Below are 1,339 nucleotides of genomic sequence, written 5' to 3'. Positions count from 1 at the left end.
AGCAGGCCGACGATCGCCGACACCGCCACCGCGGGCAGCGACAGCATCAGGCACATCATGAGGGCTTCGGACGTGAGGCGGATGATGTTCTCGTAATGCATGGCGGGTTCCGGTCGGAGCGCCCCGGAGCGGGGACGCAGGGAGGCGCGAGGCACGCGAGGGACGCCCGTGGGGGCGGCCATCGGCGCGGAGCAGTGGCAGATCAGCGGTAGGTCAGCACCAGCCCGTGGATGAGCTTGGGCCAGCCGTCCAGCACGATGAACAGCAGCAGCTTGAACGGGATCGCGACGTTGGTCGGCGTGACCTGCGACAGGCCCATCGCCAGCAGCACGTTGGCGATCACCAGGTCGATGACGACGAAGGCCAGGTAGAGCAGGAAGCCGATGCGGAAGGCTGCCGAGAGTTCGGTCAGCAGGAAGGCCGGCGCCAGCACCAGCAGGTCGTCCTTCTTGAGCTGCGCGGCGCGCTCGGCCGGCCAGATGGCGGCGGCGGACTTCAGGAAGAAGGCCTTCTCGGCCGGATCGGCGTGTTTGTCGAGGAAGCGGCGGAAGGGCTCGCGCGCGGCGTCGGCGGCGCCCAGCAGCTGCTGCGCGTTGGACTGCGTCGCCGAGGTCGAGGCGCCGCGCATCTGCTCCGAGGCCTCCATCAGCACCGGCGCCATGATGTAGCAGGACACGATCATCGCCACGCCGTTCAGGACCATGTTGGGCGGCACCTGCTGCACGCCGATGGCGTTGCGCAGCAGGCCCAGCACGACGGCGATCTTGGTGTACGAGGTCACCACCATCGCGGCGAACGGCAGCACCGCCATCGCCGCCAGCACCAGGAACAGCGAGACCGGATCGGTGCTCGGCAACGGCATCATGACGACAGCCCCGGGGTCAGGCCGGTGGAGGCCGCGGCGCCGCCGGACGTCACGCCCAGGCCCAGGCCCATCCGCACGATGCGCACGCCGAGCTGGTCGCCGATCGCCACCAGCTGGCCCAGGCCGAGCGTCTGCCCATGGCAGACCAGGCGCACCGTCGCCTCGGGCAGCGGCACGTCGAGCTCGATGACGGCGCCTTCGCCGAGGCTGGCCAGCTCGCCCAGCGCGATGCGGGCGCTGTCGATCTCGAAGGACACCGGCACCTGCAGATGCTCCAGCCCTTCGGCCGGCGGCATGGCCAGCGGCGCGGCGGCCGCCTCGTCGACGAGGCGGGGCGGGGCCGCGAGGTGGGCGCGGGAGGCATCGAGGTCGAGGTCGGCAGTGGCTTGCATCGTGATTCCCAGTCCGAATTTCAAGGTGACGCGCCAGCGCGGTCCGGCGCGACGAGCGGCGCCGGCCAGCACCACGTCGCCG

Annotated in this window: 2 protein-coding genes; both read right to left on the bottom strand. The window is 70.9% G+C overall.

What is annotated here, in order from left to right:
• Positions 1–202: 202 nt before the first annotated feature.
• The gene (gene sctR / locus FUT87_RS26765) at positions 203–811 is read right to left on the bottom strand and encodes a type III secretion system export apparatus subunit SctR (RefSeq protein WP_404932682.1); all 609 of its coding nucleotides are present in this window, start codon (positions 809–811) and stop codon (positions 203–205) included.
• Positions 812–861: 50 nt separating this feature from the next.
• Positions 862–1,339, bottom strand: a 478-nt coding sequence (locus FUT87_RS26760; protein WP_222617310.1) for a FliM/FliN family flagellar motor switch protein, incomplete at its 5' end; no start/stop codon positions are given.

Source organism: Mitsuaria sp. TWR114, assembly GCF_007997345.1.
This window is presented reverse-complemented; position numbering and strand designations above follow the sequence as displayed.

Bases quoted from the DNA above. Each gene is read 5' to 3' on its own strand.
- sctR (WP_404932682.1), bottom strand. From the start codon at position 811: ATGGCGGTGCTGCCGTTCGCCGCGATGGTGGTGACCTCGTACACCAAG.